Origin of the sequence: Amycolatopsis umgeniensis, assembly GCF_014205155.1 — a bacterium.
Classification (GTDB): domain Bacteria; phylum Actinomycetota; class Actinomycetes; order Mycobacteriales; family Pseudonocardiaceae; genus Amycolatopsis; species Amycolatopsis umgeniensis.
In genome coordinates, this window is record NZ_JACHMX010000001.1 from 5,998,664 (window position 1) to 6,023,896 (window position 25,233).

The 25,233-nt window shown below is 69.1% G+C and carries 22 protein-coding genes and 1 pseudogene; 10 read left to right on the forward strand and 13 right to left on the reverse strand.

Going from position 1 to position 25,233, the window contains the following annotated elements; translation table 11 throughout:
* Positions 1–113: 113 nt before the first annotated feature.
* Positions 114–1,340: a cytochrome P450 gene (locus tag HDA45_RS28345; RefSeq protein WP_184900380.1), complete on the reverse strand. Its 1,227-nt coding sequence runs from the start codon at positions 1,338–1,340 to the stop codon at positions 114–116.
* Between the two features lie 133 nt (positions 1,341–1,473).
* Between HDA45_RS28345 and HDA45_RS28350 the strand changes: the two genes are divergently transcribed.
* Together HDA45_RS28350 and HDA45_RS28355 are read left to right on the forward strand one after the other, a co-directional pair.
* On the forward strand, positions 1,474–2,409 hold the full coding sequence (locus HDA45_RS28350; protein WP_184900387.1) for an ATP-binding cassette domain-containing protein: 936 nt from the start codon (positions 1,474–1,476) through the stop codon (positions 2,407–2,409).
* Between the two features lie 38 nt (positions 2,410–2,447).
* Complete coding sequence (locus tag HDA45_RS28355) at positions 2,448–3,170, forward strand: ABC transporter permease (RefSeq protein WP_246481405.1); 723 nt, start codon at positions 2,448–2,450, stop codon at positions 3,168–3,170.
* Here HDA45_RS28355 and HDA45_RS28360 read toward each other — a convergent pair.
* The 3 genes from HDA45_RS28360 to HDA45_RS28370 all read right to left on the reverse strand — a co-directional run bounded on the left by HDA45_RS28360 (position 3,154) and on the right by HDA45_RS28370 (position 8,122).
* A complete protein-coding gene (locus tag HDA45_RS28360) occupies positions 3,154–6,279 on the reverse strand; it encodes an AfsR/SARP family transcriptional regulator (protein WP_184900389.1) in 3,126 nt (1,041 codons plus the stop codon). The genes HDA45_RS28355 and HDA45_RS28360 overlap by 17 nt on opposite strands.
* A gap of 95 nt (positions 6,280–6,374) precedes the next feature.
* Positions 6,375–6,932 (reverse strand): YbhB/YbcL family Raf kinase inhibitor-like protein, encoded by a 558-nt coding sequence (locus HDA45_RS28365; protein ID WP_184906121.1) that lies wholly within the window; start codon positions 6,930–6,932, stop codon positions 6,375–6,377.
* Positions 6,933–7,369: 437 nt separating this feature from the next.
* The gene (locus HDA45_RS28370; protein WP_343072171.1) at positions 7,370–8,122 is read right to left on the reverse strand and encodes an NBR1-Ig-like domain-containing protein; all 753 of its coding nucleotides are present in this window, start codon (positions 8,120–8,122) and stop codon (positions 7,370–7,372) included.
* 254 nt (positions 8,123–8,376) lie between these two features.
* Between HDA45_RS28370 and HDA45_RS28375 the strand changes: the two genes are divergently transcribed.
* Entirely contained in the window at positions 8,377–9,195 is an 819-nt protein-coding gene (locus HDA45_RS28375) for a peptidoglycan-binding domain-containing protein (RefSeq protein ID WP_184900391.1), read from the forward strand.
* A gap of 64 nt (positions 9,196–9,259) precedes the next feature.
* On the forward strand, positions 9,260–9,661 hold the full coding sequence (locus tag HDA45_RS28380) for a hypothetical protein (RefSeq protein WP_184900393.1): 402 nt from the start codon (positions 9,260–9,262) through the stop codon (positions 9,659–9,661).
* Here HDA45_RS28380 and HDA45_RS28385 read toward each other — a convergent pair.
* Entirely contained in the window at positions 9,630–11,192 is a 1,563-nt protein-coding gene (locus HDA45_RS28385; RefSeq protein WP_184900395.1) for an outer membrane protein assembly factor BamB family protein, read from the reverse strand. The genes HDA45_RS28380 and HDA45_RS28385 overlap by 32 nt on opposite strands.
* A 78-nt stretch (positions 11,193–11,270) precedes the next feature.
* The gene (locus tag HDA45_RS28390; protein WP_184900397.1) at positions 11,271–11,945 is read right to left on the reverse strand and encodes a helix-turn-helix domain-containing protein; all 675 of its coding nucleotides are present in this window, start codon (positions 11,943–11,945) and stop codon (positions 11,271–11,273) included.
* Between the two features lie 139 nt (positions 11,946–12,084).
* On the opposite strand from HDA45_RS28390, the gene HDA45_RS28395 reads away from it, so the two are divergent.
* The gene (locus HDA45_RS28395; RefSeq protein ID WP_184900399.1) at positions 12,085–12,900 is read left to right on the forward strand and encodes an oxidoreductase; all 816 of its coding nucleotides are present in this window, start codon (positions 12,085–12,087) and stop codon (positions 12,898–12,900) included.
* 1 nt (position 12,901) lies between these two features.
* Here the strand turns inward: HDA45_RS28395 and HDA45_RS28400 are convergent, their stop codons facing one another.
* Positions 12,902–13,105, reverse strand: coding sequence for a hypothetical protein (locus HDA45_RS28400; protein WP_184900401.1), 204 nt, complete (start codon positions 13,103–13,105; stop codon positions 12,902–12,904).
* Positions 13,106–13,146: 41 nt separating this feature from the next.
* Positions 13,147–13,764, reverse strand: coding sequence for a TetR/AcrR family transcriptional regulator (locus HDA45_RS28405; RefSeq protein ID WP_184900402.1), 618 nt, complete (start codon positions 13,762–13,764; stop codon positions 13,147–13,149).
* 67 nt (positions 13,765–13,831) lie between these two features.
* On the opposite strand from HDA45_RS28405, the gene HDA45_RS28410 reads away from it, so the two are divergent.
* The 4 genes from HDA45_RS28410 to HDA45_RS28425 all read left to right on the forward strand — a co-directional run bounded on the left by HDA45_RS28410 (position 13,832) and on the right by HDA45_RS28425 (position 16,772).
* Complete coding sequence (locus tag HDA45_RS28410; protein WP_184900404.1) at positions 13,832–14,473, forward strand: MSMEG_1061 family FMN-dependent PPOX-type flavoprotein; 642 nt, start codon at positions 13,832–13,834, stop codon at positions 14,471–14,473.
* A 13-nt stretch (positions 14,474–14,486) separates the two neighbouring features.
* Positions 14,487–15,392 (forward strand): PDR/VanB family oxidoreductase, encoded by a 906-nt coding sequence (locus HDA45_RS28415; RefSeq protein ID WP_184900406.1) that lies wholly within the window; start codon positions 14,487–14,489, stop codon positions 15,390–15,392.
* A gap of 24 nt (positions 15,393–15,416) precedes the next feature.
* The gene (locus HDA45_RS28420) at positions 15,417–16,373 is read left to right on the forward strand and encodes an alpha/beta hydrolase (protein WP_184900408.1); all 957 of its coding nucleotides are present in this window, start codon (positions 15,417–15,419) and stop codon (positions 16,371–16,373) included.
* A 102-nt stretch (positions 16,374–16,475) separates the two neighbouring features.
* The gene (locus tag HDA45_RS28425) at positions 16,476–16,772 is read left to right on the forward strand and encodes a DUF1540 domain-containing protein (RefSeq protein ID WP_184900410.1); all 297 of its coding nucleotides are present in this window, start codon (positions 16,476–16,478) and stop codon (positions 16,770–16,772) included.
* Positions 16,773–16,959: 187 nt separating this feature from the next.
* Here HDA45_RS28425 and HDA45_RS28430 read toward each other — a convergent pair whose 3' ends face one another.
* The 4 genes from HDA45_RS28430 to HDA45_RS28445 form a co-directional block, all read right to left on the reverse strand.
* The gene (locus tag HDA45_RS28430; protein ID WP_184900412.1) at positions 16,960–17,652 is read right to left on the reverse strand and encodes an FG-GAP repeat domain-containing protein; all 693 of its coding nucleotides are present in this window, start codon (positions 17,650–17,652) and stop codon (positions 16,960–16,962) included.
* Between the two features lie 477 nt (positions 17,653–18,129).
* Positions 18,130–20,310: an RICIN domain-containing protein gene (locus HDA45_RS28435; RefSeq protein WP_184900414.1), complete on the reverse strand. Its 2,181-nt coding sequence runs from the start codon at positions 20,308–20,310 to the stop codon at positions 18,130–18,132.
* 157 nt (positions 20,311–20,467) lie between these two features.
* Positions 20,468–21,352 (reverse strand): helix-turn-helix domain-containing protein, encoded by an 885-nt coding sequence (locus tag HDA45_RS28440; protein WP_184900416.1) that lies wholly within the window; start codon positions 21,350–21,352, stop codon positions 20,468–20,470.
* 22 nt (positions 21,353–21,374) lie between these two features.
* Positions 21,375–23,195 carry a glycoside hydrolase family 15 protein gene (locus tag HDA45_RS28445; protein WP_184900418.1) on the reverse strand — a complete coding sequence of 607 codons (1,821 nt, stop codon included), beginning with the start codon at positions 23,193–23,195 and terminating at the stop codon, positions 21,375–21,377.
* Between the two features lie 138 nt (positions 23,196–23,333).
* On the opposite strand from HDA45_RS28445, the gene HDA45_RS28450 reads away from it, so the two are divergent.
* Positions 23,334–24,665, forward strand: coding sequence for an MFS transporter (locus tag HDA45_RS28450; RefSeq protein ID WP_184900419.1), 1,332 nt, complete (start codon positions 23,334–23,336; stop codon positions 24,663–24,665).
* Positions 24,666–24,755: 90 nt separating this feature from the next.
* Here HDA45_RS28450 and HDA45_RS43260 read toward each other — a convergent pair.
* Positions 24,756–25,178: pseudogene (locus HDA45_RS43260) on the reverse strand (potassium channel family protein); the annotation flags it as partial.
* Positions 25,179–25,233 lie beyond the last annotated feature (55 nt).

A 25,233-nucleotide genomic window follows, 5' to 3' on the forward strand; every position in this document is an offset into this window, starting at 1 on the left:
GTGTCGTGACCGGTATGAGACTGGAGTGGCCCCGTCGTCCTTGCGCAGGTCGAGCGTAGGTAGGTGAATACGGGCCCGTTCTAACGCGACTTACCACTCACGAGCGTCAGCGTTCACCGGTCCGATTTCGTCCAGGTGACCGGCAATTCGTGCACGCCGTAGATGTTCATGTCGGTCTTGAGCTTGATTTCGTCGGCGGGGACGGCGAGTTCGAGATCCGGGAAGCGCCGCAGCAGGCCATCGAAACCCGCGCGCATCTCGATCCGCGACAGCTGCTGGCCGAGGCACTGGTGGACGCCGTGGCCGAAGGACAGCATGCCGCGGGCGTTGCGGTGGATGTCCAGGCTGTCGGGGTTCTCGAAGCGTCGAGGGTCGTGGTTGGCGGCCAGCAGCGACACGATGACGGTCGATCCCGCGCGGATCGTTTCGCCGCCGAGCTCGAGATCCTCCGTGGCGTAGCGGAAGAAAATGTCGGCGACGGACAGGTAGCGGAGGAGTTCCTCGACGGCGCCGGGGAGCAGTTCCGCGTCGGCCCGCAGTTCTGCCAGCTGCTCAGGGTTTTCCAGGAGCGCGAAGGTGCCCAGCGCCAGCATGTTGGCGGTCGTCTCGTGACCGGCGAGCAGCAGCAAGAAGGCGGCGCCCGCCAGTTCCTCGATGGTGAGGTCTTCGTAGCGGCCGAGGTCGGACAGGATGTCGTCGTCGGGGGTCTCGCGTTTGCGCGTGACCAGTTCGGTGAGGAAGGTGTTCATCCCGATGAACGCGGCCATCTTCTCCTCCAGCGTCTGGTCCCTCACCATGAGCTGGGCGGAGTTGGCCTGGAAGCTCTCCCGGTCCTCGTAGGGGACACCGAGCAGCGCGCAGATCACCAGCGACGGCACCGGCAGCGCGAACTCCTTGACCAGGTCGACCGGCGGGACGAGGGCGGCCATCGCGTCCAGCTGCCGCTCGGTGACCTCGACGATCTGCTCTTCGAGCTGCTTCATCCGCTTCACGGTGAAAGCGCCGGTGAGCCGCTTCCGCAGCCGGCCGTGGTCCGGCGGGTCCATGGCGATGAACATGCCCGGCATCGCCGGGGACGGCTCGGTCTGCGCGGGCATCCCCGGCGTCTCGTACGGCATGTGGAGGATGCCGATGTCCTGGCGTGAGCTGAACCGGGTGTCGGCCATCATCTGCCGCACCTCGTCGTAGCCGGTGACGAGCCAGCCCTCGTGACCGTCGGGGAACACCATGGGACTCACCGGGCGGGCGTCGCGCAGCCGGGTGATCTCGCGGGGCGGGTCGAAGGGACCAGCGTCGCGCTTCATCGGGAGGCCCTGCGGGACGGGAACCGTCTGAGTCATCGGGATGCCTTTCGTGGTGGTTGTGACGACCACCTTCCCCGCGAGAGCTGACACCCTCCTGACACGGCGCTGACACCACCCGTGTCAGCGTCGTGGCGGGGGCGTGTCAGCCGGGCCGCCCAGAGTGAGCGGCATGAAAGATTCAGCGATCGCGGTCTCCGGACTGCGCAAGACCTTCGGCGACAAAGTCGTGCTCGACGGCATCGATCTGGCTGTCCCGGCGGGCACCATCTTCTCCCTCCTGGGCCCGAACGGGGCGGGCAAGACGACCACGGTGAACCTCCTGACCACCTTGATGAAGGCCGACGGCGGGACGGCGAAGGTCGCCGGATACGACATCACGGCCGAGGCCAAGGCGGTGCGCGCGGCGATCGGGGTCACCGGCCAGTTCGCGGCGGTGGACGAGCTGCTGACCGGGCAGGAGAACCTGCAACTGATGGTGGACCTGAACAAACGCGCCTCCGGCGGCAAGCGGGTCGTGACCGATCTGCTGGAGCGTTTCGACCTGGTGGAATCGGCACGGAAGCCGGCGTCGACCTACTCCGGGGGGATGCGCCGGAAGCTGGATCTGGCGATGACGCTCGTCGGCGATCCGCGCATCATCTTCCTCGACGAACCGACCACGGGGCTCGACCCGCGCAGCCGCCGCACGATGTGGACGATCATCCGCGAGCTGGTGGCCGGCGGCGTGACCATCTTCCTCACCACCCAGTACCTCGAGGAAGCCGATCAGCTCGCCGACCGCATCGCGGTCCTCGACGGCGGCCGTCTGGTCGCCAACGGCACCCCCGCCGAACTCAAGCGCCAGATGCCCGGCACGCACGTCCGGCTCCGGTTCACCACGGTCGAAGAACTCGACGCGGCGGCGCGGCTCTTCCCCGCGTCCACGCGGGACGACGAGGCGCTGGCCCTGCGGGTCCCCAGCGACGGTGGGACCCGGTCCCTGCGCTCGCTGCTGGACAGGCTCGACGAGCACTCGATCGCGGCGGAAGAGTTTTCCGTCCACACCCCTGATCTCGACGACGTTTTCCTCGCCCTGACGGGCCACGACACGGAGGCAGTCAAGTGACCACCCAGACGATGAGCGCCAAGTCCCCCTCGATGGTGATGTTGCGCCGCAACTTCAAGCACCTCACCCGCAATCCGACCTCGGTCTTCAACGCGATCTTGATGCCGGTCGTGATGATGCTGATGTTCGTGTACGTGTTCGGAGACGCCTTCAGCGTCGGCGTCGACTACATCGACTACGCGACGCCGGGATTGATGCTGCTGGCCGTCTGTTACGGCCTCGGCGCCACCGCGACGGCGGTGAACTCCGACATGACGAAGGGCATCATCAACCGCTTCAAGGTCATGGACGTCTCTCGCGGCGCGGTGCTCACCGGGCACGTCGTGTCCAGCGTGCTGACCAACCTGGTCGCCATCGCGGCGCTCACCGGGGTCGCCTTCCTGCTGGGGTTCTCCCCGTCGGCGGGTTTCCTCGACTGGCTCGGTGTGGTCGGGATCGTCGTCCTGCTGGGTTTCGCGGCGGGCTGGCTCACCGTCGCGCTCGGCCTGGCGGCGAAGTCCCCGGAAACCGCGGGGATCGCCTCCGTGCCGCTGGTCATGCTGCCGTTCTTCAGCAGCGCGATCGTGCCGGCGGAGAAGATGGGGCCCGGGCTCCGGGAGTTCGCCCAGTACCAGCCCTTCACCCCGATCATCGAGACACTGCGCGGGCTCCTCAACGGGGCACCGGCCGCCGGCGACGTGATCCCCGCCCTCGGGTGGTGCGTCGGGATCGCCCTCGCCGGGTACCTGTGGGCGTCCTCGACGTTCAAGAAGCGAGCGTGACCTCGGTCAACTGCTTCCAGCTCGTCCGGGTGCCCTCCTGCGCCGCCTCCGCGAACTTCGCTTCGCCGAGGCGGCGCAGCACTGTCTGCTCGATCCTCGCCAAGTCGGGGTGGGAGCGATCCGGCAGCCCGCGCAGCTCGTCGGCCGCCCCGAGCAACCGCGCGGCCTGCTCGGGCTCGTCGCGGCGCAGGGCCAGATCCGCGACCCCGACGAGCATGTGGGCGATCAAGGGAACGTGCCGCACCTCGCTCGCCGCAGCACAGGCGGACTCGCGGTGGGCGCGGGCCTCCTCGAGATCGTCGGAGAGATACCCCAGCAGGTCGTGGGTGATGGCCCGGACGTGCCCGAGTTCCGCCTCCTCGCCCATCACGGTGGTCGCGAGGGTGAGCTGGCGTGTCGCTTCTTCCGCTTCACCGCGCCAGTAGGCGAGTTCCGCCCGGGAAAGGGCCAGCATGCCCAGCGCTCCCGGCCAGGTGACCCGTTCGGCGTACCGCTGCGCTTCGGCCGAGGCGGCCGCGCTGGCGTCTTCGTCGCCCAGCAGCCAGTACAGCTGCGCCTGGCGCGACCGCAACCGGATGAGGTCCTCGACGGAGCCGACCTCGGTCACGACCGTGACCGCCTGTTCGTAGTACTCGCAAGCGGTGGCGAATTCGCCGCGCGTGGCGATCCGGTCGCCCAATTCGGTCAGGGCGAAGGAGGTCCCGAACCGTTCGCCGATGGCGCGGAACTCGGCGAGCGCCTGCTCGAGGCACACCTCCGCCTCCGGGCCGGGGTGGCCGAGCGCGATCCGCATCTTGCCGAGCTGCAGCCGGGCCAGCGCACGGACCCAGGGATCCTCGTCCGCCAGGACGGGTTCCCAAGCCGACAACGTTTCCACTCCGCGCAGCATGCGTTCCAGCGCGACGACGAGCCCGAGCAACGGATGCTTCGACTTGCCGCTCTGGCTGAGCCGGTACGACTCGTTGATCCATTTCGCCGCGGTGTGTTCGTCGGCGAAACCGGAGTTCACGAACAGCGAGACGAGCCCGTACACCAAGGCCGCGATGTCGTCTGGCACTTCGCCCGGCGTTTCGACGGCCGCGCTGATCAGCTCCATGCCCTCCGACCGGTGCCCGCTGAGCCACCAGTAGTAGCCGGCGGCCGCCGCGAGCCGCATCGCCGACGGGGCGTCACCCGCCGCGAGCGCGCCGCGCATCGCGGAACCGATGTTGTCGTGCTCGGCGTTGAGCGTGGCGAGCCATTCCAGTTGCTCGGAGCTGCGGAGCATCGGCTCGGCGGCCTCGGCGAGTTCGGTGAAATGGACGAGATGCGCGTCGCGCGCCAGCGCCGTTTCCCCCGCTTCGGCGAGCCGGTGCTCAGCGTATTCCTTGATCGTGCCGAGCATCCGGTAGCGCGGCGCTTCGTCGCCCGCGGCGACCAGCAGCGACTTCTCGGTCAGCGCGGTGAGCAGTTCGAGCACCTCGTACTGCTCGACGGCCTCGCTCGCGCAGACCCGCTCGGCCGCTTCCAGGCTCGCCCCACCCGAGAACACCGAAAGCCTGGACAGGACCGTCTGTTCGGCTTCGGACAGCAGCTCCCAGCTCCAGTCGACCATCGCGCGCAACGTCCGGTGCCGGGGCAGCGCGGTCCGGCTGCCGCCGGTCAGCAGGCGGAACCGGTCGTCGAGCCGGTTGGCGAGCTGGTCGATGGACATGGTGCGCAACCTGGCCGCGGCCAGTTCGATCGCCAGCGGCATCCCGTCCAGGATCCGGCACACGCGCGCCATCGTGGCCAGCGTGGCCTCGTCGGCCACGAGATCCTTGCGCACCGCGCTCGCCCTGTCCCGCAGCAGCCGGACGGCGGGGGAGGACTCGATCTCGGCGGGGCCGGCGTGCCGATCCGGCACGCCCAGCGGGACGACGTGCCACAACGCCTCGCCGGTGATGCCGAGCGGTTCCCGGCTGGTCGCCAGGATCCGCAGGCGGCGGCATTCCCCGAGCACGCGGTGGGCGAAGGCCGCAGCCGACTCGATCACGTGCTCGCAGTTGTCGAGGATCAGCAGTACTTCCCGCTCGCGGATCGCGGCGATGACCCGGTCGGCGGGTTCGGCGCTCGGCGAGTCACCGAGCAAGGCGTCCCGCAGGCCGAGCGCGGCGAGCGTCGCCTGGGCGACATCGCCATCGGCGCCGATGGCCGCGAACTCCACCAGCCAGGCCCCGTCCGGCAGGTCGCCGAGCAGGGTGCGTGCGGTTTCCGTGGCCAGCCTGGTCTTTCCCGAACCGCCGGGCCCGATCAGAGTGGTGAGCCGGTGTTCGGCGACGAGGTCCCGGACCGTGGCGACGTCGGCGTCCTTGCCGACGAAGGTGGTCAGCTCGGCGCGCACATTGGTCTTGCGGTTCTCCTCCCGGCGTCCCAGCTCGCCCCGCAGCAGCGCGACGTGCACCGCGGACAGCTCCGGCGAGGGATCGACGCCCAGCGCGTCGGCAAGGGCCTCCCTCGTGCGCTGGTACACGAGCAGTGCTTCGGTGTCGCGCCCCGTGGCCGCGAGTGCCCGCATCAGCGCGGCGACGAGCCGCTCGCGCAGGGGATGCGCGGCCGCCAGATCCGTCAGTTCGGTGACCAGTTTCGCGCCGTGGCCGAGGTCGATCTCCGCGTCGAAACGATCCTCCATGGCCGTCAGGCGCAACCCGTCGAGCCGGGTGACCGCCGCGTCGAACGCTTCGCTGTCCTGCAGGCCGACGTCCTGCATGGCCCCACCACGCCACAGGGCGAGGGCCTCTCGCAGCCGCCTCGGCTCCTCGTCGCCGCGAGCCTGGCCGACGAGGCGCTCGAACCGTACGGCGTCAACGGCTTCGGGCGCCACCTTCAGCCGATAGCCGTCCGTCTGCCCCTCGACGACCCCTTCCGGAAGTACCTTCCGCAACCGGGAAACCAAGCGCTGCAAGGCATTCGTCGCGTCAGCGGGCGGCTGCTCGCCCCAGATCCAGTCGACGAGCGTCGCCTTCGGGACCACCCGGCCCGGTTCGAGCGCGAGGGCGATCAGCAACCCCCGCAGCCGGGCGCCCGGCACGTCGGCGAGGACGCCTTCATCCGTGCGAACCTCGAAGGGGCCCAGCATCCCGATCTGCATTGGGCCGATTTTGCCACGGGTGATCAGCGGGACTCCGGGCGCGGACTCGGGACTGATCAAGCGTTGGCTCTGCGTATCCCGCCGATGTCACCGAGCTACGACTCGCCGGTGATCCTCGCCGTGCCGAGCGAGGCCGCGGTGATCGCCCTCGCGGCGGTCTGCGTGGACGAACTGGAGGTCAGGTTGGTCAGCGAGGCGCGGTTGAGCGCGTGCACGACGAACTCGTAGGTGTTCACCGTCGAGGGCGAGCACGGTCCCTGATAGCCGTAGAGGCTCGCGCTGCCGCGGTAGTAGATCTGCCTGGCGCCCGCGGGCACCGAGGGCCGGTACGCGTGCTCGACGTTCTGGGGGAGCGAGGCCGCGGTCACCGGGATGTCGTAGATGACCCAGTGGATGAGGTTGGCGTTGTCGAGGTCGCGCATGACGATCGCGTAGCTCTTGGCCGCGGTGGGAGCGCCCGACCACGCCAAGGGCGGCGACTCGTTCTTCTTGGCGGGGTCCTGGCCGCCGCCGCTGGTGCACTCGTGGACCTTGGGCATGAGGCCGCCGTTGGCGAAAGCGGTGCTGGACAGGGCGAACGCGTTTTGCCCCGCCGAAGCCGCCGTTGCCGGAAAAAGGCCGGTGGCGCCGAGGACGAATAAGGCGCAGAACACGATTCTCGTTGTTCTCACTGGAGACTCCCGAGGCTTTTGTGGTTCCGGTGCGCGGAATTCAGCGTAGGCAGCCCGGAATGCGGCGGCTAGCGCACTTTCCCGGTCGAACGAGGTGTTTTCGCGGTACTCCGTGCGGCGATGGAGGTCCGTGAAGGCCTCCTTCCCTACCCTGACAGTAGGGAAGGAGGCCTTCACGGACCTCTGTTGAGGGGAAGGGCGAACGCGGCGTGCTCTCGAGCGGGTGGCCCAGAGCCTTCGGCGTCGCGGATCTTTGTGAAGGGGTCGTGAGTGGCAGGTCGTGTTCTGGCGTGACCGGAGTGCTCAGCCGTCACAGTGGGTGTCGTGACCGGTCTGAGACTGGAGTGCTCCCGCGACCTGAACCCGCCACATCCGACTTACCCCCAACAGCGCTGACTGCGGCGATGGGGGTCCGCCGCTCAGGCGCGCACGAGTACGGAGAAGTAGATCGGTTTGTTGGACGGGAACACTTCCCGGTCCTCTTCGTCGACCATCTTCCAGAAGATCTTGCAGTCGACCGGGCCGGTGGGCGGAGTGCTCACGGTGACCGTCACCTGCACTTGCCCCTGCGGCGCGGTGTCGTTGACGGGGATCCGCTCCGGGGTGCGGCAGGTGCCGGGCGCGACCGGGAGATCGGTGCGGCGCAGGTAGCGCTTCCGCCACTCGACCGTGCCGGTGTTCTTGAGCTCCCACACTTTCACGAACTGCGTCCCCGGCTTGACCACGGTGTCGTCAGGGATCGTCACGTCGGCGACGAATTTGCTCGAGTCGCCGGGATGCGGCGGCGCGGCCTGGTCTTCCGGCAGCAGGATGACGACGACGGCGGCTATCGCGGCGACAAGGACGAGGGCCAACGGCACCAGGACGCGTTTTGACCGCCACTTCGGCGCGGGCGGCGCAGGGTCCGGTTCGCGGTCGGCGGAGTGAATGAGCTGGACACCCTGCCACCGGGCGTGCCACTCCTCTTCGTCACCGTCGCAGGCGCGGACGAACTCGCGGACGGTCTCCCACGGCTGCAGCCGCCTGCCCGTGACGGTGAGGTGCAGGGTCGCGTGGGACACCGCGCCGGACTTCGCGGCCATCTTCCGGAACGACGGCTCGCCTGCCCGCGTCCGCAGCTTCCGCAGCCCGTCCATGAACGCTTCCAGCTCCGGTGTCCGTTCTCCCGGCACGCTCCCCCTCGCGATCGTGTCAAACGTGACAACGATTTTCGTCACTCTGCGCGGCCGGGTAACTATATCGCGAACTTCGTCCCGATCGCCGTGCCGACCAGCGGGATCGTCCTCGCCTCGCCGCTGTCAAACGCTGTCAACCTGCGGTTTTTGACGTCAGACGTTCCGTACAGGTGGTTCCGGACGGCCCCCCGGCCGGGCCAGTGTCGGTCACGAGCTGTTCACAGGGAGCAGCACCGAGTGAAGGAGCAGTCATGCGCAAGGTGGCAACCGCCGCGATGTTCACCGCTCTGGCCGGAGCCGCGTTCGGGATGACGGCGGGACAGCCCGCGGTGGCCGCGCCGTCGGTCAACATGGAGGCCGTGGTCAAGGCGGCCATGTGGGATCCGTACAAGGCCGACCAGTCGATCACGCCGGGTTCCGGCCCGAGCGTCAAGGTGGTCGAAGAGGCGCTGGCGGCGAAGAACATGCTCGACAAGAAGCAGGTCGACGGACACTTCGGCACCTCGACGGTGAAGGCGTACGCGAAGTACCAGAAGTCGCTGGGGCACAGCGGACTCGCCGCCAGCGGGCTGCCCGGCAAGGGCTCGCTGACCGAATTGGGCAAGGGCCGCTACACCGTGACCGCGCCGATCGGCGTCGGCGCGAAGACCAGCCTGGACGGCAAGACGGTGAACAAGCGCACCGCCGACATGATCGCGGCCGCCGAGAAGAAGGCCGGGGTCAAGTTCACCGTCACCCAGGGCTCGTACAACGCCGGCGGTGTCGGCGCCTCGGGCGGGACGCACGACGGCGGCGGCGCGGTCGACATTTCGGTGAACAACATCTCCAACAAGAACGCCGCGGTGAAGGCCCTGCGTGAGGTCGGGTTCGCCGCTTGGCACCGCACCCCGAGCCAGGGCGACTGGGCGGAGCACATCCACGGCATCGCGATCAGCGACACCGACATGTCGCCGCAGGCGCAGGCGCAGGCCGGTGACTACTTCAAGGGCCTCAACGGCCTGGCGAGCCACGCGAAGGACGACGGCCCGCAGGTCAAGAAGGTGACCTGGGAGGAATTCAAGCGCGGATGACCGCGAGGTGACGCGGGAGGGCGGGCGGCTTCGGCCGCCTGCCCTGCTCCGTACGATCACCTTCGTGGACGAGCTCATCGCGGACCTGGACACCGGCACGTTCGCGAAAGTCGACGGTTTCGCCGTCCAGCTGTTCCAGCGGGCGAACCTGCCGGGTCACGTACTGCGCTTCGTCGACGGCGGCGACGCGGTTCTCGCCGAATTCTCCTGGTGGGACCACGTGGAAGTGACCTTGCGGGGCTGGACACTCGACGACATCCCGCTGGGTACGCCGGAGGAGCCGTTCCGGGACCTCGACCAGTGCTGGCTTCTGCTGATCTGGCGTGACGGCGATGACGTCCTGATCGCCGAGACGGACGTTCCCGGGGTTCCGGGGTTCGAACGACAGTCCCGTGTGCCCGCATCGGACTACTTCGACGCGTGGAAGGCCGCCCTCACGTGGGCAAGGGCGACGGATAGCCGATGACCGCGGCGTCACCGCCACGAGCGGCGACGAGGGCACCTGGTGCGGGGATGATCGCGTGCCGCGTCCTGCTCGACAGCAGGCTGATGGTCGTTTCGCCGGGTGGCGGCCAGTCGAGGGGGAGGCTCGACGCCGTCGAGCCGTCCAGTTCCTGACGGTGCACCACCAGCTTGCCGCCGGGTTCGGCGCACAGGCGCAGGTACGCCGTCGGGGTGGTGGCGTGCGCCCGCCGGTCCGGGCAGGCGGCGAGGTCGACAGTCACTCCTCCGTCCAACGTGGCCGCGGTGATCTTCCCGTTCTCGTCGCGTTCCGAGACGGCCACCGGGCCGAGTGTGATCCGCTTCGGCGCCCTGGGGTCCATTGTGGACACGACGGTGCCGGTGGCGGCGTCGAGCACGACGTCGGTGTTGTCGCCGGTGGCCAGCCCGGAGTACCGCAGGGTCAGGGAAACGGTGCCGCCGCCGGGGGCCGCGTGCAGGTAGTAGTCGGCCTTCTCGTCGGACGGCCGCGTCACCGGCAGCCGGTGCTCCCAGCGCGGCGTGCCGGTGCGTTCGTCCAGGCCGAGCACGCTCAGCCTGTCCTGGCAGAGCAGCGGCGCCAGCACCACGTCACGGCCGCTCGCGGGCAGCGCGAACGGCGAGACGCAGCCCGCGGGCGCTTGCCACGACCACCGCGTGTTCCCGCCGCGCAGGTCGAGCGCGTCGACGCGGAAGTTGCCGTCCCCCAGATAAGCGAGCGACGGCAGCACGGCGGAGGTCGGTGCGAGCAGATCCGCGCCGTGCACCTCCTCGATCAGCTTCTCCTGGAGCGGAACGCCGGTGAACGCGTCGAGAACGGTGAGGTGCTGACGGTCCGTGCCGCCGTCGCCGGGGGCGTAGACGGCCAGCAGCAGAAGCCTGTCCGGAGTGGGGACGAGCGCGCGGACGTGAGCGCCGGGCCGGGCGTAGGTCCAGCGCACCGCCCCTGTCGGGCCGTCGAGCGCGGTGACCTCGCCGTCCGAGCCGGCGACCGCGACCCCGGCGCCCGCCGCGACCACGTCCAGCACCTTGGCGGGCGCCGTCCACTGCCACGGCGATGTCACCACCTTGTCGGCGAGCGCGGGGGCAGCGATGGCCGGTGCCGTCGTGGACCGCACTGCCAGCGCGGGAACGGCTGCCACGGCGGTCACCGTTCCCGCCGCGAGCACCACCACCAACGGGACCGCGAGCCACCATCGGGTCTGCCGGGGGAGTCCGGTCGCCACCAGCGCGACGACGGCGGCGACCGCGAGCACCGCCGACGAACTTCCCGGCGTACCGCTGCCGAGATCGGTGCTCAGGCAGTAGATCGCCCAGCCCGCGGCGCCCGCGGCGAAGATCACCGAGGCGATCTTCGCCCCGCCGGACTTTCCGAACGCCAGCAACGCCGCCAGTACCGACGCGGCCGCGACCAGTGCCACGTCGAGATCCGGCCGGTCCGGGCGGACCGCGTCACCGGACAGGAACACCGCCAGCACCGCGCAGCCCGCGGCGAGCGCCGCGACCACCGCACCCATGTCTTTCGCCCCTCGGTCTTCGCTTTTGCCGGGGCATCGTCACACAGCCGGATCCGGGGCGAGACCGTCGAAATGACGTCACCGCAGGCTGGTCCGCCGCCAGTGTTCGGCGGCCTCGCTCATGTCCTGGTGCAGATGCCGGAAGAACCGGCTGGTGGCCTCCAGCCGCGCGCCCGCCGGGCCGTCGAGCAGACCGGCGCCGCGCCGGGTGACGTCCGCCCATTTGGTCATCGCTTCGAGACTGGCCTGCCAGGCCCGATAGCCGAACTGGTCGTCGACGACGTATCGCTGCCGCCTGCCCTCGCGTTCGCGGGCGATCAGGCCCCGCTGTTCGAGCCAGCCGACGGCCTTGGAGACCGACGCCGGGCTGACTTCCAGCCTGGCGGCGAGTTCGGCGGCGGTACTGCCGCCGGTGTCGGCGGTGAACAGGCAGGCCAGCACCCTGGCCATCATCGCCGGGAGCCCGGTCGCGGCCATCGTCTCGGCGAACTCGGCCTCGAAGTCGCCCAGCGCCTCGGGGGTGCGCTCGGCGGTGGGCGGCGGACCGGGTTTGCGCCGTCGCGCCCGCCACCGTGTCGCCAGCTGCGCCTGGTTCGCCCGGTAGCCGTGGGCGCCGCCGTTGCGCGCCACCTCGCGGATGATCGTCGATTTCGGGCGTTCCATCCGCCGGGCGATCTCGGCGTACGTGAGCCCCGCCGTCAGTCCCGAGGCGATCTGCCCGCGCTCTTCGTGGGTCAGGCGGGTTCCCGGCACCCGGCTCCTCTCGGTGCGTTCAGCTCCATGGTCATTGCATCGATTGTAGGCCTGCTGCCTGGACAAATGCTGGATCGGCGTTGCCGTGACGGGAAATCCGGTGTTTCGTGAGTGGCGAAGAGATCGGGAGGTACTCGGGATGACGGCCAAGGTTTGCCTGGTCACCGGCGCTTCGTCAGGGATCGGCCACGCCACCGCGTTGGAGCTCTTGCGCGCCGGGCACATTGTCTACGGCGCCGCGAGGCGGGTGGAGAAGATGGACGACCTCCGCGCGGCGGGCGGGCATCCGCTGAAGATGGACGCCCGGGACGAGGACGACCTCCGCCACGCGGTCGGCACCGTTCTCGAGGAGCAGCGGCGGATCGACGTCCTGGTCAACAACGCCGGAACCGTGCTGCACGGCGCCATCGAGGACGTGCCGCTCGACAGCGCGCGTGACCAGCTCGAAGTGAATCTCCTCGCGCCCGCGAGGCTGGTCCAGCTCGTCCTGCCCGCCATGCGTGAACGACGGTCCGGCACGATCGTCAACGTCTCGTCGATCGGCGGTGAGATCGCCTTGCCGCTCGGCGCTTGGTACTACGCGTCGAAGCACGCCCTCGAAGCCTTTTCCGACACGCTTCGGATGGAGGTCGAACCCTTCGGCATCGACGTCGTGATCATCCAGCCCGGCATCATCAAGACCGAGTTCGAAGACCAGACCTCCGCACAGCTCAGGGAGATATCCGGCGGCGGGGCGTACGGGCAGATGGCGGAAGCCATGGCGCGGCACGGGGAAACCGGGCTAAGCGACGGCTCGGATCCCGCCGTCGTCGTGGAAGCCATCCGCCGCGCCATCGAGTCCGGCCGCCCGGAAACGCGCTACGCCGTCGGCCATCTCGCGGAGAAACTGCTGGAGCTCAACAGGACACTGCCGGATCGCGAGTTCGACGCACTGGCCACCCGCGCGACGAAGTAGCTCAACCGCTCGTCCGACGCCGCGTGCGCACGACGCCGACCCACAGCAGAACGGAGACGACGGCGCTCGGTACCGCCATCAGATAGACCGGCCAGGCACGGAACCCCGAAACCCACAGCATCGCGGCCAAGCCGAGGGTGATCAGCGTCCAAGCCAGAGCGAGAGTGTCACCTCTTCGTCTCCAGCGATCGATGAAGCTGCGCATGCTGGTGGATACCCACTCATCGCCTGGTCAACCCCCGGAAATCAGGTGCGGAGGTAGCCGGTGATCATCGCCACGAGTTCGTTCTCGAGCCGGGTGGTGTCGATGGAGCCCGGCGCGGCGATGAGCTGATGCACCGTCAGCTCCACAGTGGACGCGACGAGCCTGGCCGCCGTGTCCTTGTCCTGCACGTGGACTTCGGGATGGCTGTGGAACAGCTCGCGCAGATCCCCGATCATCGCCCATTCCAGCCGCGTGACCCGATCCAGTACCTCGCTGGACCGAGGTGCCTGCTCGATCATGATCCGCAGGAGTTGCGGATCGTCGAGATGGTTGTCGATCACCGTGCGCACGAACTCCCTGACGATGGTCTCGAGCGGTTCCGGCGACTCCTTGTGCCTGCGGAGCGTCGCCGTGGCCTGGTCTCCGTCGAGGTGACGGGTCAGCAACTCGGCCAGGATCGCGTCCTTGTTCGGGTAGTACTGATACAGCGAGCCGATCGAGATCCGCGCCTGTTCGGCGATGCGGTTCGTCGTCCCCGCGGCGTACCCGTACTCGGCGAAAATGTGAGCAGCCGCGGTGAGGATGCGCTGCCTGGTGAGCTCGGCCCGGACCTGGCGCGGCTGTTTACGCGGCTGAAGCCGTCGTTGCTCCGACGTCATGACACTCCCGGTGAAGCGGCGCGAAAGCGAGTAGCGAGCGGACTGAACAATTGCTCATAATTGTGCCATGACCAGCAGTGATCTCGTGAACGAGACGCGTCCGCGCCGGATCTCGTACGAGGAGGTGCGCGCCCGGCTCGGCGAGCCGGAGGCCATGATCAAGGCCAAGGTCCACGATCGCGTCGACAGGCACGGCCATCGGTTCATCGCCCATTCCCCGTTCGTGGCGATGGCCACGTCGGACGCGACGGGCCTGCCCGACTGTTCACCACGCGGCGACTATCCGGGCTTCGTCAAGGTGCTCGACGAGCGCACCCTGGCGATACCCGACCGGCCGGGCAACAAGCTCGCCGACTCGTTCCGCAATCTCGCCGAGAACGACGGGATCGGGTTGATGTTCGTGATCCCCGGGTTGCGGGAAGTGTTCCGCGTCAACGGGCACGCCTATCCCACCGACGAACCGGACGTGCTCGCGCGGATGCGGACCGAGGGCAAGGCGGCGGAACTGGCGATCGTCGTGGAGGTGGCGGAGGCCTTCTTCCACTGCGGCCGCGCGCTGATCCGGTCGCGGCTCTGGGATCCCGCGAGCCAGGCGCTGGCGGAGGAATTGCCGTCCGCGGGCGAGGTCGCCGTCGAGCAGATGGGGCTCGACCTCGACCCGGCGGTACTGGAGAACCTGCTCGAAACCGGCTACCGGCAGTTGTACTGAGGTGATTTCGTTGATGCAGCGGACAATTCTCGACCACATGGAGCCTGTCGCCGAAGGCACCGTCTCACTCGTCCTGCGCGGCGCCGAAGGCCCGCTGGCGCCTTGGGAACCCGGGGCGCACGTCGATCTGGCGCTGCCGAACTGGCTGACCAGGCAGTACTCGCTGTGCGGTGACCCGGCCGATCGCGGCAGTTACCGGGTCGCCGTCCGGTACGACCGGCTCAGCCGGGGCGGCTCGGAGTACATCCACCTGTTCCTGAGTGCGGGTCGCGCTCTCGAAGTATCGTTGCCGCGCAACAACTTCCCCTTGCTGCCCGCGCCGGAATACCTGTTCCTCGCCGGCGGGATCGGCATCACCCCCATGGTGCCGATGCTGGCGGCCGCCGTCGAGGCGGGTGCCGCGGCCACGCTGGTGTACGTGGGCAGGTCGGTGGCCGCCATGCCGTTCGCCGCCGAACTCCAGGCCGCCTATGGCGACAGGGTGCGTGTCCACGCCACCGGCGAGCACGGCAGGCCCGATTTCGCCGCGCTCGCGGCCGGACTCGGCCCGCGAGCGCTGGTTTACTGCTGTGGCCCCGCGTCGATGCTCGACGCGGCCGAGGCGGCGTTTCCCGCGCGAGGACTGCACCTCGAGCGTTTCCAGCCGGTGGCCAAGGAATTCGCGCCGAACGAGCCGTTCGAGGCGCGCTGTGTCCGCTCAGGAAGGACGGTGGCTGTCGCTGCCGAGGAATCCCTGCTGAACGCGTTGAACCATGCGGGGTTCCGGATACCGTCCGGTTGCCGGGAAGGGGTTTGCGGCAGCTGCGAGATCGCCGTCGTGGGTGGTGAACCGGAGCACCGCGACGACATCGGGGCACCGCCGGGCCGCATGTACTGCTGTGTCTCACGCGCGACGTCCAGGCTCGATCTCGACCTCTGAGCCGTCGTGGTTAGGCTCGTGCGGATGGTGGAGCCCGCATACGATCCCGAACTCGCCGCCGTACTGCCCGCGCTCGCGGGGAAGGTGCCGGTCGGCATGACGGCGGATCAGCTGGAGCGCTACCGGGCGCTGGAGTTCCCGTCCATCGAGGAGCAGATCGGCGATCGGCCGGTCACCTGGACGGATCACACGATCGCCGGTCACGGCGGGGCGGAGATCACGGTCTCGGTCATCGCGCGCGAGGACCATCGCGGTGGCGGTCCGGGGATCTACCACGTCCACGGCGGCGGGATGGTGATGGGCGATCGGTTCGCTTCGGTGGGTCCACTCGTCGATTGGGCGATGAAGTACGACGCCGTCGCGGTCACCGTCGAGTTCCGGCGCGCGCCCGAGCATCCGCATCCGGTACCGGTGGAGGACTGCTACGCCGGTCTCGAATGGATGGCCGCGCACGCGGACGAGCTGGGATTCGACCCGGAAAGGCTGGTCATCTTCGGCGGGAGCGGCGGAGGCGGTCTCGCCGCCGGTGTCACGCTGCTGGCACGCGATCGCGGTGGACCGGCGCTGTCCGGTCAGCTGCTCCAATGTCCGATGATCGACGACCGCAACGAAACTGTCTCCGCGCGGGAGTACGACGGTGTCGGCGTCTGGGACCGGACCAGCAACCTGACCGCCTGGACGATGGTCCTGGGCGAGCGGCGGGGCACGCCCGGTGTCTCGCCGTACGCCGCCCCGGCCCGCGCGACGGATCTCGGCGGATTGCCGCCGACGTTCCTCGACGTCGCCGCCGTCGAAGTGTTCCGTGACGAGGCCGTGGCCTTCGCCAGCGCCATCTGGGCCGCCGGTGGCGAGGCGGAATTGCACGTCTGGGGCGGCGCTTTCCACGGTTTCCACGACCTCGCGCCGGCGTCGGCTGTCGCTCGATCGTGTGTCGCCGCGCGGGAGTCCTGGTTGGAACGGCTGCTCGCCAGGCCCCGATAGCTTGCCCGGGTGGTCATCTCCCGCTCGAATTGCCGGTGGCACGGAGCGGTGTAACCCTGGTCATACCGAACGACACCACCACCACGAATCACAGGAGTCGTTATGACCACCACCGAAATGCCCGCTGTCCACGAATGCACGGTCAGCGGATGTTCTTACAATCACGACGGCTGTCACGCTTTCGCCATCACGGTGGGCGGAGGCAATGGCTCGGCCGATTGCGGAACGTTCGTCCCGCTGAATACCAAGGGCGGTCTCGATCGGGTGACCGCGCAGGTCGGCGCCTGCTCGCGGTCCGATTGCCGTCACAATTCCGCACTGGAATGCACCGCTTCGAGCGTCCGTGTCGGACCAGGCGAAGGCGGTCACGCCGCGAACTGCCTGACCTACGCGCCGTAGTCTCGATCCGCAAGTCCGTGAAGGCCTCCTTGAGGGATCAAGCGTCCCTCAAGGAGGCCTTCACGGATCAGGCCTGACGGATTTTGCCTAGTCGGGTACTCGCAATTCGGTGCTGCCGTTGAAGACCGTGATACCGCGGCGTTTTCAGCCTGCCCGGGAAACGTGACAAGATCCGGCTGAAAGGTGTTCAGCTGCCGGTCTGGGCGCACGTGGCGGCGTCGGTGCCGAGGATCGGGTCGGTGACCGGGCGGTTGGTGATGGTCTGGGTGTCCTGGGTGGTCAGCGCGCCGTCGCGAAGGGTGTAGACGGTGCGGGTGCCGCTGTAGGTGAGCTGTGCGGCGCTGACGTCGTCGGCCTCGGCGGCGACGGTCTCGAAGGTGCGTCCGCCACCGTTGAGCGGGGTGCACTGGTAGCCGAGGTGGGCGGCGACGCCACCGCCTTCGGCGACCGAGAGCGGCTTGCTGTCGTTGTCGACGACCTGGCTGAGGTTGCGGCCGTCGAAGTGCAGCGCGGTGAAGAACGTGGTGTTGGCCCCGACGGACTGGGTGACGATGAGTTCCGCGCGGCCGTCACCGTTGAGGTCGGTGACACGCGGGGCCTCGAGCGGCACGGAGCCGTCCGCGGGCAGGTGGATCGAGGTGAAGGCGCCGTTCACGGTGGCGGAGATGACCTGGTCGGTGGCGCTGGTCAGCTGCGCGGTGACGGTCTCGATCTCGCCGTCGCCGTCGAGGTCGGCCACGGTGGTGACCGGGTCGCTCGCCGGGGCGGCGGCCAGCGGGTTGCTGAGCGGGTGGGCCAGCGCCGGGGCGATGGCGGCGAGGCTCAGGGCCGCGGCGATGCCGGTGATGGTGGCGGTACGGATGATGCCGGTGTGGTTCATGATGTCTCCCTCCACGCTTCCGGTGATCTTTTCACCGAAAGTGTTCTCACAAGGGGAGACGGCCACGAGGCCGGGAAGTGCAGTGAGAGTGTGATGTGCCACACAAGCGCAACCCCGTGCCGAAACGCCCGTGTGGCCGCCCTCGGGACAGGGCGGGCCACACGATGCGAGAGCGGACTGGCGAGGGTTGTCGGGTCGCCCGGCGCGCCGGCTGCCGATGTCGCGAAAGCCACTTTCGGGACGTCTGATGTCCCGAAAGTGGCTTTCGCGACATCGGAGCGGCGAAGGTGTCGGCCGGGGTGGTCGTGAGTCGGGTTCTGTTGAGGAGAAAGCCAACCGTGGCGTGTTCTCGAGCGGGTGGCACGGAGCCTTGCGCCCCCAAGTCCGTGAAGGCCTCCTTCACTACCTTGAACGTAGGGAAGGAGGCCTTCACGGACTTACCCCTCAACAGCGCGACTCACGACCTCTAGTCCCTCGCTAGCCGATCGCCCACCGTTGGAGCGCGGAGCCGGTGTCGGCCCGTTGCGTGACGGCGGCACCGTCCGAAGTGGACGCCGTGGTCAGGAGCAGTCCCGACCGGACGCTGCTGAGCTTGTAGGTCCCATCGGGCTGTTTCGTCGCGGTCCAGCGCTGGTTGGGCCCGCCGGTGCACGTCCATTGGATGACGCGCGCACCCGCGCCGGTGGCCCCGCCTTCGACGTCGGCGCACAGTTTCGAATGCGTGTTGGTCAGCGTGTAGGAGCCGTCGGACTGCCTGGTGAACTGCCACTTCTGGTTGGCGCCCTGGTTCGGCGCCCAGGTGACCAGCGGCGTACCGGTTGTCGTGGACGAGTCCGGGTCGTCGAGGTTCTTGCCGGACGCGGACAGGGTGCGGACTCCTTCGAGAGTGCCCGCGCCGGCGTCGGTGAACTTCAGCGTCTGCTCGGCCGCGGTCCGGCCGCCGCCGACCGTGCTGCCCGTGGTGTCGGTCCAGGACCGCAGGGGAGTGGTTTCCGCCAGGCGTGCCGTCTTGCCGGAAAGGCCGAGCACCAGCCCGCTGTAGCGGTTCACCAGCCGGAAGGTTCCGGCGTCCACGGTGGACCGGATGATGAACCACTGCTGTCCCACCGTCGAAGCCGAGGTCACGGTGGGTTTCGCGCCCCAGGCCCGGCCTGCCTGCACGGCGTCGACGCCGAGGAACTGGCCCGTGGCGGCGTTGGTGACGCGGTACGAGCCGTCGCCGTCGGCGGAGAACTGCCACGCTTCGCGGTCGGATCCGGTCGTGCTCGCGACCGACGTCGTCGCGCTTCCGTTGCCCTGCGCGAGAACACGGCCGTCACCGAGACCGACGCGGTACTTGCGGGAAGTGTCCACAGGGGACGGTGCGGGAGCGGAGGATGTGATGGTCTGGGTGGTGTACTCGCCGCCCGCGTTGCCGGAGCACGCCACCGCGCAGTACGACCGGAACTGCTTGCCGATGATGGTCGAGTTCGTCTTGTTCGCGGCGTCGACGAACCAGCGGTACCAGGACTGGTTGGTGTAGCTCCCGGTGTCGCCGATCAGCCGCCACTTCTGCGTCGCCAGGTCGTCGGTCACGTAGTACCGCTGCGGGACGACGCTGTCGACGGCCTCCGGCGCACCGATGTAGAGCCCGAGATGCGCGTTGTAGGCGATGTTCATGATGAACAGATCGGATTTGCGCGGCAGCTGCCCCGCGGCGATCTGCTGGCTGACGTTGCCGGTGTTGGCGGGGTCGTAGTCGTCCGCGACGGGCGTGTAGCCCTTGTCGCCCGCCGAAGCCACGGGGACCATGTTGCTCTCGCGGCCGCCGACGCCGGGCTGGGTCCAGCCGCCGTCGAACCACTTCTGCCACGAACCGGTCGCCATCTTGCCCGAGATCGGCGCGCGGGCGACGTGCGCCAGGCCGGTCATCGGGCCGCCGGCGCCCGCCTTCGGAACGATGCGCGAGCCGTAATAGACGTAGAAGTACCCGGAGGCGGTGTCGACGAACAGGCGCGGGTCGCCGTCACCGTAGTCGAACGTCTGATGGGGGAAGGCCGCCGTGTCCCCGCGTTTCGTGCTGTGGGGCGAGGTGATCGCGTGGTCCTTGATGGCCCACGTCTTGCCCCGGTCCTTCGACACGGCCATGTCGATCGCGTCGTAGTGGGAGAACGAGTACGCGCCGAACGGCTCGGGCGTGAACTCGTTGTGGATCAGGCCGTACCAGTCGCCGGTGTCCGGATCGACCCAGGTGCCGACGAGGTCGCAGAAGTTGCGCTGCGAGTAGCCCGATCCGGCGGGCGGATCGGTGGATTCCTTGCCGGTGGGGCTGTTGTTGCAGCGCCAGGTCGTGTCGTCGTTGCGGTCGGCGGGATTGGCCGGGTTCACCGCGTCGCTGATCGGGTTCTTGGTGAAACTGTCGAAGTCGCGTCCGCTGAAGAACTCCCACTCACGCGGCTGGTCCGCGCCGTAGAGCGCGGCCGCCTGCTGGAAGTAGAACGTGCCGTCCTTGTCGACATAGGTACTCGCCGGGGTGTCGGTGGTCGGGCTGAACGACTTCTTGGCGTCGACCGTGATGGTGTACGTCGCGTCCGGCGGCGCGGCGTCGGACGACACCGGTACCACCGTGGTCGCCGCCACGGCCAACGCCGCGGCGCCGAGAAGAGGCAGGGTCCGCATGACTCTCTCCCAAGGGTGACCCGCACCACAGTTGGCGGGGCGGTCGCCGATGTTATGAATGTTACTGCTCGTAAGTCAACGCGTTCGCTCAACTTCAAGCGTGGTTCATGCACTTATTGCGCGGAAAGTCCAAGCGGTGCCGAACGGAAGTCCAAGGTCAGTCTTCGGGCACCAGCGGCGGGTCGTCGGGGGAGGGGATCTGCGAACTCCAGCCGCCGGGGACGGCCTGGACGCGCGACTCGCGGAATCGCCCGGGGGAGACACCGACCCGGCGGGTGAACAGGCGGCTGAAGTAGGCGGCGTCCTCGTAGCCGATCGCCTGGGCCACCCCCTGCACCGGCAGCCGGGTGGTGGCCAGGAGCTCTTTCGCGCGGTTGAGACGGAGGGTCAGCAGGTGATCCTTCAGCCCCGACTCGGTGCTCCGGCGGACGGCCGCGCGCAGTTCGGGCAGCGTCATGCCGCGGCGGGCCGCGATCTCGGCGACGCTGATCGGCAGCAGGGCGTCGCGCGCCAGCGCCTCCAGCAGGGAACCGCCGCTGGGCGTACGGTCGGCGCGGGCCCGGCGCAGTGCCACCAGCAGGTGGTGCACGGCCGCCGAGGCGTCGACCTGCGCCAGCGGGCTGCCGCCTCGCGCGCAGCGCACGATCCGGCTCACGATGTCGCGGACGACCTCGACGTCGCCCAGCGGCACCACCGGCTCCCAGGGGGTGACGTAGCCGAGTTCCACGTAGGCGTCCACGGCGCTGCCGTCGAAGTCGACGAAACACTCTTCCCAGCCGTGCGCGGAGTCGGGCGCGTAGTGGTGCCCGACCCCGGGGACGAGCCACAGCAGGGCGGGAGCGACGACCTCCCGCCGCTCCCCGCCCGCCACGGCGAACCAGCCGCGCCCCTTGGACACCACGACGGCCACGTAGTGGTCGAGCACGCGGGGCCCGACGACGGGCAGGACGCCGTGCTGCAGCCCGACGCCGAGGCACACCAAGCCCAGCCGTCTGTGCACGGCGGACGGTGTGAAGTACCGCATCCAGGTCCGGTAACCCATCCCAGCATCCTCGCGCACGCGATCACCCGAGCGCGGCGTCGAGGGTGACCGCGGCGTCGATGAGCGCGAGATGGGTGAAGGCCTGCGGGAAGTTGCCGAGCTGCTCGCCGCTCGGCGCGATCTCCTCGGCGTAGAGACCGACGTGGTTGGCGTAGGTCAGCATCTTCTCGAACGCCGCCCGCGCTTCGTCCAGCCTGCCGGCGCGGGCCAGCGCGTCGACATAGGCGAAGCTGCACAAGGAGAAAGTGCCTTCCGAGCCCGCCAGGCCGTCCGGGGACGCGGCCGGGTCGTAGCGGTGGACCAGGCTGTCGGTGACCAGATCGGTCCCGATCGCGTCGAGCGTGGAGAGCCACAGCGGATCCCGTGACGGGAGGAAACCGGTGCGGGGCATCCGCAGCAGCGACGCGTCCAGTTCGTCCCCCGTGTAGTGCTGGACGAACGCCTGCCGTGTCCGGTGCCAGCCCTGGTTCAGGATCTGGTCGTAGATGCTGTCGCGCTGCCACGTCCAGTCCTCGACCGGGGCGGGACGGCCGTACGTGTTCGCCAGCCGGAGGCCGCGGTCGAAGGCGACCCAGCTCATCAGGCGTCCGTAGGTGAAGGACCGGCGCCCGGCCCTGGACTCCCAGATGCCCTCCTCGGGCTGGTCCCAGTGTTCCCCGAGCCAGTCGAGCGCCGCGCGGACCGCCGTCCAGCCGCGATGGGGCAGCCCGAAACCCGCCCTGTCGGCGGCGAAGACGCTGTCCAGAGCCTCGCCGTAGATGTCGAGTTGCAGCTGCCCCGCCGCGTCGTTGCCGATCCGGACCGGACTCGATCCGCGATACCCGGACCAGTGCACGAGGTCCTCCTCGCGGAGGTCCTTCGCGCCGTCCACGCGGTAGAGCACGGCCAGCGGACCTCCCTCGGGACGCTCGCGGGCACCTTCGCGGATCCGGTCGCCCAGCCAGTTCCCGAACCTGGCGGCCTCCTCGGTGAAGCCGAGGGCCAGCAGCGCGGAGACCGAGAACGACGCGTCCCGCACCCACGTGTAGCGATAGTCCCAGTTCCGCTCCCCGCCGAGCTCCTCCGGCAGGCCGAGGGTGGGCGCGGCGACCAGCCCGCCGGTCGGCCGGTAGGTGAGCAGTTTCAGGGTGATCGCCGAACGCGCCACGATCTCCCGCCAGCGGCCGCGATAGGTGGAGCCGGCCAGCCACGAGCGCCACCAGCCCACGGTGTCGTCGAACAGGGCGGTGAATTCGGACAGGCGGATCTCGCGCGGCGGTTCCGCGGTGTCCGTCTCGAGCACGACGCCCCGGACCTGCCCCGCGACCAGCGTGAGCCGCAGGTGCACGTCGTCCCCTTCGACACGCGTCTCGGCGAGGAACTCGTCGTCGGGTTCGCGGACCGGGTGCAGCGTCAACGACATCTCACTCGCGACGAAGACGGCGCCGTGTCCGGAAAGGATCGCCTCGTGCGGACGGCGGCCGTAGTCGAACCGGGGCGCGACCAGCATGTCGAAGGTGATCCTCCCGCGGACACAGCGCACCAGGCGGGCGATCCGGTGTTTGGCGGTCGCGGCGCCCTCGCGTGGTGGCATGAAGTCGACCACCTCGCCGATGCCGTCCGCGCTGGAGAACCGGGTGATCAGGACGGCGGTGTCCGGGTAGTACATCTGCCTGCTCGTGTACGGCCCCACCGGGTGGACGCGGAACCGGCCGCCGCGTTCGTCGTCGAGCAGCGCGCCGAAGATCGACGGTGAATCGAAGCGCGGGCAGCAGAACCAGTCGATCGACCCGCCGGTGGTGACCAGTGCGGCGGTCTGCAGGTCGCCGATCAGGCCGTGGTCGGCGATCGCGGTTTCGGTCATGGCGTCTCCTCGGTCTCCGGGTGCGGTCTCGATCACCGTCGTCCCGGCGGGCGCGCGCTGCCTCATCCGCCCGGGGTGAGGTGGCCGGGGTGCCGCCCACGCCACCGTGTGCGGAACCCGAGAAGGAAGGCCACGCCGATGACCGTGCCGCCCCTGGCCCTCGCTCAGTTCGTCGCGAGTTACGCCGCGACGACGATGACCGTCGCCGTCAGCGTGATCGCCGCGGACCTCGGCACGACGGTGCTCGGCGTCCAGATCGCGATCACGTTGTTCACCCTCACCATGGCGTCGCTCATGGTGCCCGGCAGCAAGCTGACCGACGTCCTGGGCCGCAAGAGATGTTTCGTCCTCGGACTCGTCGTCTACGGCGTCGGCGCGCTGCTCGCGTCGGCCGCGCAGGGGACGGGAACGCTGGTACTGGGCTATTCCCTGCTGCAAGGCATCGGCTCGGCGCTGATGATCCCGCCGATCTACATCCTCGTCACCGTGACCAGTCCCGACGTCGAGACCAGGGCGCGCCGCTTCGGTGTGGTCAGCGGCGCGGGCGCGCTCGGCGCCGCCGCCGGACCACTCGTCGGCGGTCTGGTCACGACCTGGTTCGGTTGGCGCGCCTCGTTTCTCCTGCAGGTGCTCATCGTCGGCGTGATCGTCGTGCTCGCCTGGCGGATGGTGGAGCCGCCGGGCGCGCCCGGCCGCACCCGGTTCGACGTCGCGGGCGCGGTGCTTTCGGCGGCGGGCCTGTTCTTCGTCGTGGCCGGGTTGCTGCAGGTGGGCACCTCGCCGTTCTGGCTGTTCGCCGGGATCGGCGTCGCGATCCTGTTCCTGTTCTTCGCGCATATCCACAACCGGGAACGGGCGGGGCGCGAACCGCTGGTGTCGCCCGGGATCTTCCGGGACCGCACCACCCGCCTCGGCCTTCTCACCCAGCACGTGCAGTGGCTCGTCCTGCAGGGCTCGTTCTTCGTGATCGCCGTTTTCCTGCAACAGGTCCGCGGTTACGACGCCATCCGGACCGGACTGATGCTGACGCCCGCGACGATCGGCATCCTCGTCGCCTCGGCGGCCGCGGGACGGATGGCCCGGCGGCACTCACAACGCCTGCTGATCCGCGGCGGCTTCGTGATCGCCATCGCGGGACTGGCGCTCGTGCTCCTCCTGGTGCGGGCGGATTCGGGGGTGGCGAGTGCCGTGCCGGGGTTGTTCCTGCTGGGTGCCGGGATCGGGATCATGCTGACCGCGTCGGTGAACCTGGTCCAGTCCGGCCGCCCGGACTCGGCCCAGGGCGACATCTCGGGGGTCTCGCGCAGTGTGTCCAACCTGGGGTCTTCGGTGGGGACGGCGCTGGCCGGTTCCGTGCTGGCGGGGGTGGTGCGCCCCGGCGGGACGTCCTTCGCGCTGGCACTCGCCACTTTGACACTGGTCGCGGTGGGCGGGCTGATCGCCGCCCTGCTGCTCCCTAAACCGCGCTGAACCGTCCGATGTGGACGAATGCCGGTACCGCACGGCCGTCACGATCACCCGCAGGGCGACGCTCAGCACGATCAGGTTCGCCACCATCTGGATCGTCGCCACGATCCGCGCGGTGGCCGAAACCGGCGCTATGTCACCGAAACCGACCGTGGTGAAGAGGGTGACCGTGAAGTACAGGGCGTCCGTCCGCGTCAGGTCCGGGCCGAACGAGCCGGGCCGGTCGTGGCCGAGCACGTAGTAGACGTCGGCGAACAGGAGCAGGAACAGCGGCACGATCAAGGCCAGCGCCTGGATTCCCTGCAGGGCGGGGAACGGTGAGCGAAGGATCAGCCGCACCTCGCCGACCACGAGCAGGGTCACGACGGCGAGCCCGCAGGCGAAGACGGTGACGGTCCAGGCGGTGAGTTCCTGGTCGACCGGGAGCAGGTAGTACAGGCACAGCAGGGCGGTGACCGTGAGCAGCGGCCGCAGGATCGCCAGGTGGAAGAACCGCCATCGGGACGCCGGGATCATGACCTCTCCTCGCCCGCTCGCTCGCCTCACCCGTGGCGGGTGAGGCGAGCGAGCG

Bases quoted from the DNA above. Each gene is read 5' to 3' on its own strand.
- HDA45_RS28345 (WP_184900380.1), bottom strand. From the start codon at position 1,340: ATGACTCAGACGGTTCCCGTCCCGCAGGGCCTCCCGATGAAGCGCGAC.
- HDA45_RS28350 (WP_184900387.1), top strand. From the start codon at position 1,474: ATGAAAGATTCAGCGATCGCGGTCTCCGGACTGCGCAAGACCTTCGGC.
- HDA45_RS28355 (WP_246481405.1), top strand. From the start codon at position 2,448: ATGTTGCGCCGCAACTTCAAGCACCTCACCCGCAATCCGACCTCGGTC.
- HDA45_RS28360 (WP_184900389.1), bottom strand. From the start codon at position 6,279: ATGCAGATCGGGATGCTGGGCCCCTTCGAGGTTCGCACGGATGAAGGC.
- HDA45_RS28375 (WP_184900391.1), top strand. From the start codon at position 8,377: ATGCGCAAGGTGGCAACCGCCGCGATGTTCACCGCTCTGGCCGGAGCC.
- HDA45_RS28385 (WP_184900395.1), bottom strand. From the start codon at position 11,192: ATGGGTGCGGTGGTCGCGGCGCTCGCCGCGGGCTGCGCGGTGCTGGCG.
- HDA45_RS28395 (WP_184900399.1), top strand. From the start codon at position 12,085: ATGACGGCCAAGGTTTGCCTGGTCACCGGCGCTTCGTCAGGGATCGGC.
- HDA45_RS28400 (WP_184900401.1), bottom strand. From the start codon at position 13,105: ATGCGCAGCTTCATCGATCGCTGGAGACGAAGAGGTGACACTCTCGCT.
- HDA45_RS28405 (WP_184900402.1), bottom strand. From the start codon at position 13,764: ATGACGTCGGAGCAACGACGGCTTCAGCCGCGTAAACAGCCGCGCCAG.
- HDA45_RS28410 (WP_184900404.1), top strand. From the start codon at position 13,832: ATGACCAGCAGTGATCTCGTGAACGAGACGCGTCCGCGCCGGATCTCG.
- HDA45_RS28415 (WP_184900406.1), top strand. From the start codon at position 14,487: ATGCAGCGGACAATTCTCGACCACATGGAGCCTGTCGCCGAAGGCACC.
- HDA45_RS28420 (WP_184900408.1), top strand. From the start codon at position 15,417: ATGGTGGAGCCCGCATACGATCCCGAACTCGCCGCCGTACTGCCCGCG.
- HDA45_RS28425 (WP_184900410.1), top strand. From the start codon at position 16,476: ATGACCACCACCGAAATGCCCGCTGTCCACGAATGCACGGTCAGCGGA.
- HDA45_RS28430 (WP_184900412.1), bottom strand. From the start codon at position 17,652: ATGAACCACACCGGCATCATCCGTACCGCCACCATCACCGGCATCGCC.
- HDA45_RS28435 (WP_184900414.1), bottom strand. From the start codon at position 20,310: ATGCGGACCCTGCCTCTTCTCGGCGCCGCGGCGTTGGCCGTGGCGGCG.
- HDA45_RS28440 (WP_184900416.1), bottom strand. From the start codon at position 21,352: ATGGGTTACCGGACCTGGATGCGGTACTTCACACCGTCCGCCGTGCAC.
- HDA45_RS28445 (WP_184900418.1), bottom strand. From the start codon at position 23,195: ATGACCGAAACCGCGATCGCCGACCACGGCCTGATCGGCGACCTGCAG.
- HDA45_RS28450 (WP_184900419.1), top strand. From the start codon at position 23,334: ATGACCGTGCCGCCCCTGGCCCTCGCTCAGTTCGTCGCGAGTTACGCC.